Genomic DNA, 407 nt, shown 5'->3' on the forward strand with positions numbered 1-407 from the left:
ATATAGGTATAAGCACCCGTTCCATAAACGTTATCATACGATTAACATTACCACAGGGTGCTGTAACTAGAAAAACTTAAATATATCTAGCCTTCCTTTTACCTTCTTTATCTACAAAAAAGAAACTGAATTAAGTCGTTCAGCTTCTTTTTATGGTTTTGTAAAATTATTTTGCTTGTTCTTCTTTTGCTTTCTTCTCATCCTGAATGACTGCTTTTCTAGATAAGTTCACACGTCCTTGGCGATCTATTTCTTTTACTTTAACCATAATTTGATCTCCTATGGAAACAACATCTTCCACTTTATTTGTGCGTTCTTCTGCAAGTTCAGAAATATGAACAAGACCATCTTTACCTTTAAACAATTCCACGAAAGCTCCAAATTTCTCGATACGCTTTACTTTACCA

At 33.4% G+C, this 407-nt stretch carries 1 protein-coding gene; it reads right to left on the reverse strand.

Annotation, left to right across the window (positions count from 1 at the left end):
• Positions 1-166 precede the first annotated feature (166 nt).
• Positions 167-407 (reverse strand): S1 RNA-binding domain-containing protein (locus CHM34_RS18680; protein WP_141201796.1); only part of this gene is annotated, 241 nt, incomplete at its 5' end.

It is taken from the genome of Paludifilum halophilum (assembly GCF_002245355.1).
Classification (GTDB): Bacteria; Bacillota; Bacilli; order Thermoactinomycetales; family DSM-45169; genus Paludifilum; species Paludifilum halophilum.